Here is a 5,775-nt window from a genome sequence, read left to right on the forward strand (position 1 = left end):
GGCCCGCGCCGCCCGCGCATGCGCCAGCGCCAGCTCTGGATCGCTGTCCAGCACCTCGCCCACGACCACCAGGTGGCGGGCCACCCGGTCAGCGGTCGCCTTATCGAGTCCCTGCAGATCGCGCCGGACCTCGGGGTCCAGATCGGCAGCGGTCACCTCGTCCGGAAGCTCTGGGGCAGTGTCGTCACGGGTCATGCGTCACCGATGCGCGCGCCCGCGAAGCTCTTCTTACCGCGCCGCAGCACCAGCCAGCGCCCATGCAGCAGATCCTCGCCGGCGGGCGTCCATTCGACGTCGGTCACCTTCTGATTGTTCACGTAGGCGCCACCGGACTCGATGGCCCGCCGGGCCGCCTTGTTGCCGGTCTCCAGGCCCGAGTCCACCAGTAGTTCGACGATGGTGGGCTGCGCGCCAGCCGGATATTCGGCGATCTGAGTCTCGCCTACGGCGGCAGCCAAGGTCGCCTCGTCGAGCCCGTCGAGCTCGGCCCGGCCGAACAGCGCCTGGCTGGCCAGCTCGACTGCCGCGGTCTGCTCGGCGCCGTGAATCAGGGTGGTCATTTCGGCGGCGAGACGCTTCTGCGCCGTACGCAGGAACGGCTGCTCGGCGACCTGCTGCGCGAGCTCGTCAATCTCTTCGCGGCTCAGGAAGGTGAACCACTTGAGGTACTTCACGACGTCGGCGTCCGCCGTATTCACAAAGTACTGGTACCAGGCATACGGCGAGGTCAGCTCGGGATCGAGCCAGAGGCTGCCGCCGCCGGTCGACTTGCCGAACTTCTTGCCGTCTGACGAGGTCACCAGCGGTACGGTCAGCGCGTGCACATGTGCGCCGGTGACCTTACGGATCAGGTCGACGCCGCCGACGATGTTGCCCCACTGATCGGAACCGCCGATCTGAAGGCGGCAGTCGTGCCGCCGGAACAGTTCGAGGTAGTCGTTGGACTGCAGCAGCAGATAGCTGAATTCGGTGTAGCTGATGCCGTCCGATTCCAGGCGGCGCTTGACCGTCTCGCGGGCCAGCATCACGTTGACCGAGAAGTTCTTGCCGAGGGTCCGCAGAAAATCGATGGCCGAGAGCTCGGCCGTCCATTCCAGGTTGTTCACCAAGACCGCGCCGGTCGCCGAATCGTTGATGTCGACGAACCGCCGCAGTTGGCCGACGATGTTCGCCGCCCAGTCCGCCACCGTGTCGGCGGAGTTCATGGTGCGCTCACCGACATCGCGCGGATCGCCGATCAGTCCGGTGGCACCGCCAGACAGCACCACCGGGCGGTGTCCGGCCAGCTGGAATCGCCGCAGCGTCAGCAACGGCACCAGGTGCCCGGCGTGCAGGCTCGCGGCCGTCGGATCGAAGCCCGCGTAGAGGGAGAGCGGGCCAGCGGCCAGCGTCTCCCGCAGCGCGTGCTCGTCGGTGCTCTGCCCGATGAGCCCGCGCCAGGACAGTTCGTCGAGAATGTCGCTCACGGGGCGGCTCACTTCTCCTTCGGGTCGCCGACGAGAAGCTGGTGTTCGTCTTCGCTCACCCTGCGGGCGTCGGCGATCAGCATGTTCGGGATACCGAGGTCGTCGATGCCGTAGGCCACCCGCAGTCGCGGGTTGTACAGTTCATCGTCCGCATCGATCAGTTCCCCCAGGTCCTGAGGGCAAACGAGCCGAGCCCGCACGACAGGATCGAGCTGCTCTACGCGTGACGGCATTCCTACTCCTTTTCGCCACTGATGATCGGGATCAGGCTACCTGTCGCGGTCTCGGCGACCGACACCGCAGCGCCTGCATGGGGCCGTTTGGCCACCGGCACTGGCATCGGTGTACGCCAGTCGATGGTGTCGGCGATGGACTTGGTGTAACGCCGGTAGCGACCCTCGCCGTCCCGGTACCAGACCTTGGGTCCGGGCTTCGGGATGCCGCGTCGTACCAGGTCCGCGTACCGCGGTCGGTACGACTCGCTCATCGAGATCCCGTTCACCACCTCGATCAGCTGCGGACGGCGAGCCGCCGGGAGTTCGCCGAGCGCGACGCGCAACTGCGTCGGGGTAGGCGACGGCGCACCCTCGTTCAGCGTGATGACGGCGATGGCCACTTGCGCTCCGTGTTCCCCGGCGGGGAACACGACCGATTGGTCGACGGTCGGCATCAGCGACAGCGCCTGCCCGATCGGCTCGGTGAACATCACGCCGTCGGCGGAATGGATCGTCGCTGCGGCCGGGCCGAGGAACCAGTGATCGCCCTCGGCGTCGCGACGGAAAAGCAGTCCGGACACGTCCCATCGGTCGTACGGCCGGAAAACGTCCCGCAGCACGTTGCCGCCCGGCTCGTACCGCTGGCCAGCGTGGGCCATCAGCATGCCAACTTCCCCGACCTCGGCTCGCCGGATGAATCCGGTGTCCGAGTCCACCTCGAGATTGCCGGTCGTCACGTCGTACGCGGCGAGCGCGACGACATTGGTCTCCGGTAGCGGTCGACCCATCGCGCCGATCTTGCTGCCGTCCAAATTGGCCAGAATCGCCGAACCGTCGGCGGTGGCGAAGAACTCGAGGACCTTGGCCTTCGGCAGCGTGTGGTCGATCTCCGCCCACAATCCGGCAGGCAGACCCGAACCCATGAAGAGGCGCACCGCGGCGAGGGTGGCCGGATCGAACTCCGGCGCATGCAACACCTTGCCAAGCATGCTCCACGTGTAGGAGACGACGGTGACGCCGTAGCGCTGCACTTCGTCCTGGAAGCGAACCGCGTCGACACCCGTCGACAGCGCGATCCGGGACCGGCCGGCCACGGTCGCGCCCAGCGACGTGAGCAGACCCGAGGCGTGGTGCAGCGGTGGCAGACAGTAGACGGTGTCGCGGTCGGTCAGATTCGCCGCCGTCGCCGCGCCGAACGCCGACATCGCGAAACGGTGGTTGGTGATCGTCCACCGGACCAACCGGTCCTGCTGCACGCGCGAATAGAGGACGAACGCCAGGTCGCCAGCCAGACCGGGGTCGGGCCGGTACCAGCTGGGCAGCCGCACCTTACTCGGATCGATCTGCTCCATGTCGACGATCGCCTCGCCGTCGGCTCGCTCGATGACACGCTCGTCGCCGCCGCCGAGCACCAGCACGCGATCGCACACCGTCGCGGCCAGATCCAGATGATCGGGGTCGGCAACGATCACCCGCACATCCGACTCGGTCAGCATCAGGTTCAGGTCACTGGCCGAGGAGAGCATGACCGCGACCGCGCCCAGGCGCGACAGCGCGGCAACGGCGACCAGCGCCGACGGCCGCGGATCCATCATGACCCCGATGTGCTGTCCGGGCCGGATCCCGCACTCAATGAGACCGGCGACGACGTTGTCGATGCGGGTATTCACCTGATCGTGGGTGAGCACCCGATTCTCAAACAGAAAGAGCTCACCGTGCGGGTTGCGTTTGGTGTTCTCACTCATCAGCTTGCCCAGCGAGATCCGAGTCGACGGCTGGATCTGGCCGAGCCGGAACAGCCGCGGCACCGTACGCACCGACTCGCTGGCCACCGCGCGGGTGGTGCGCTGCACCGAGCCGATCGCGTCGATCAGCTCCTTCGTGAGGACAGTGCCAGCCCCGGCCACCTGGCCGACACCGTAGGTCAGCCGGTTGGTCCAGCTGATGCCACTGCCGCCGGAGCCGTCCGGTGGCATCATGCGTTCGATCTCGGTCGGTTCGTCACCCTGGCCGTCGTGCCAGCGAATCCACTGCGATGTGGTCGGCCACGACAGCCGCCCCGCAGTGGATCCGACCACCAAACCGAAGTGTCCGGCCGGCACCAGGGTCTCGTACACCTTCGACCACGGCGCGGCATTGACGATCCCGCGCACTGCCAGGGGCTGCCCGATATCGTCGGTCTCGCCGACAAAGGCCAGCACCGGACAGGTGATCTCGGTGAGCGAGACGATGTCACCGTCGATCACGAAACCGCCGGCCACCATACGGTTGTGCACCACGAACTGGCGCAGCAGTTCGGCGATCGCCGGGCCGGACCAGGCGACCCAGCCCTCCTGTTCGATGAAGCGGCGCTGGTCTTCGCGCGGCAGAAGCGCATCGCGGTCGTGCAGCTTGCGGAGGAAATCGATGCGGCTGCGGGCCGTCTTGACCGGATCGGCCAGCTGGAATCCGGCGCGGGCCATCCAGCTCGGAATCCAGAGATGGGTGAAGACCCGGTCGGCGAGGATCTCCGCCCCCGGGACGGCGACGCCTGCCGGAAGGCCGAGCGGCAGGGCGGCGGTGACATCGACCGGGCTACCGAAGGTCACCACACTGGCGATGCCCTCGGACCGCCGGTAGGCGGCGGTCTGGTAGGCGAACATGCCGCCCTGCGAGTAGCCACCCAGGTGCACGTCGCGGCCGACAGTCCCGCGCACGAGATCGACCACGCGGCTGATCGCCAGCACATGGTCGGTGAGGGTGCGTTCCATGCCGCCCTCTTCGCGGTCCGGGGACCCGAAGTCGATGACCCACGGGATGATTCCGTGCGCGTGCAGAATGGACGCCGCGCCGTTGTGTTCGGTCACGTCGTAGACGTTGGCCGACACCATCATGGGCGGGATCAGGATGATGTGCGAGTAGCCGTCGCCGGGGTCGTCCGGGAAGTACCGGCGGAGCCGGTACATCTTTTCGGTTTCCACGATGCGGTACGGGGCGGGCTCGGTGCCCGTCTCAAATCCGCCCATGCGGATCACTTCCAGGCCGTTTTGCGCGGTCGCCACCACGCGACTGACCATCCCGCCGATGTTCGGCACTCCAACCACCGTGTTTCCTCCCTCGCCCGCCCGCGAACTATTCGCCGGTAATGCAGATCACTCTAGTGGGACAGTGTGTCGCGCATTTCCGCGATGGTGGCACCGGCGACGTCGATCTGCCGTTGCACCTGAGTCGACGACGTTCCGCCGAGGGCATTGCGCGATTCGATGGACCCGGTCACTGTGAGCACCTCGCGCACTTCTGGGGTCAGCGCCGGGTTGATCGCTGCGAACTGCTCATCGGTCAGCCCATCGAGTCCGACGCCGGAGGCTTCCGCCTCGCGCACGCAGGCGCCCGCGACCTCGTGCGCGACTCGGAACGGGATCCCTTGCCGCACCAGCCATTCGGCGATGTCGGTGGCCAGGGTGAAGCCGGCCGGGGCGAGCTCAGCCATCCGCTCGGGGTGGAACTCAAGCGTGGCCACCAGGCCGGTCATCGCTGGCAGCAGTAAGTCCAGCTGCGCCACCGAGTCGAAGACCGGCTCCTTGTCTTCCTGCAGGTCACGGTTGTAGGCCAGCGGCTGCGCTTTGAGGGTGGCCAGCAGACCGGACAGGTTGCCGATCAGCCTGCCCGCTTTGCCGCGCGCCAGTTCGGCGACATCGGGATTCTTCTTCTGCGGCATGATCGAACTACCCGTCGACCACGCGTCGGCGAGCGTGACGTAACCGAATTCCGGGGTGCTCCACAGGATCACGTCCTCGCCGAGCCGGGAGAGGTCAACACCGATCATGGCGAGCACAAAGGCGGCTTCGGCCGCGAAATCGCGCGAGCTGGTGGCGTCGATGGAATTGTCGGCGGCGCTGGCGAAGCCGAGGTCGGCGGCGATCGCCGCCGGGTCCAGCCCGAGCGACGAGCCGGCCAGCGCACCCGAACCGTACGGGGAGACCGCCAGCCGCTTGTCCGCATCGACGATCCGGGCGACATCGCGCAGGAGCGGCTGCGCATGCGCCATCAGGGTGTGACCCAGCAACACCGGCTGCGCGGCCTGCAGGTGCGTCTTCCCCGGCATCGCCACCCCC

4 protein-coding genes and 1 pseudogene are annotated in these 5,775 nt (G+C 67.3%); all 5 read right to left on the bottom strand.

Features of this window, described 5'->3' with window-relative positions; genetic code table 11:
* A pseudogene (locus tag WAW85_RS04115) lies at positions 1-195 on the bottom strand (haloacid dehalogenase); the annotation flags it as partial.
* The gene (gene tyrS / locus WAW85_RS04120; protein WP_422558378.1) at positions 192-1,466 is read right to left on the bottom strand and encodes a tyrosine--tRNA ligase; all 1,275 of its coding nucleotides are present in this window, start codon (positions 1,464-1,466) and stop codon (positions 192-194) included. The gene tyrS and the pseudogene WAW85_RS04115, both read right to left, overlap by 4 nt.
* An 8-nt stretch (positions 1,467-1,474) precedes the next feature.
* Positions 1,475-1,699: a Trm112 family protein gene (locus tag WAW85_RS04125; RefSeq protein WP_422558379.1), complete on the bottom strand. Its 225-nt coding sequence runs from the start codon at positions 1,697-1,699 to the stop codon at positions 1,475-1,477.
* A gap of 2 nt (positions 1,700-1,701) precedes the next feature.
* Positions 1,702-4,764 (bottom strand): AMP-binding protein, encoded by a 3,063-nt coding sequence (locus WAW85_RS04130; RefSeq protein ID WP_422558380.1) that lies wholly within the window; start codon positions 4,762-4,764, stop codon positions 1,702-1,704.
* 53 nt (positions 4,765-4,817) lie between these two features.
* Positions 4,818-5,775: argininosuccinate lyase (gene argH / locus WAW85_RS04135; protein ID WP_422558381.1), on the bottom strand; the 958-nt coding region annotated here is incomplete at its 5' end.

Source organism: Gordonia sp. (in: high G+C Gram-positive bacteria) (genome assembly GCF_049299075.1).
Taxonomy (GTDB): Bacteria; Actinomycetota; Actinomycetes; order Mycobacteriales; family Mycobacteriaceae; genus Gordonia.

What these genes read in the sequence shown, in the direction of transcription:
- WAW85_RS04125 (WP_422558379.1), bottom strand. Translation starts at nt 1,699, where the DNA reads ATGCCGTCACGCGTAGAGCAGCTCGATCCTGTCGTGCGGGCTCGGCTC.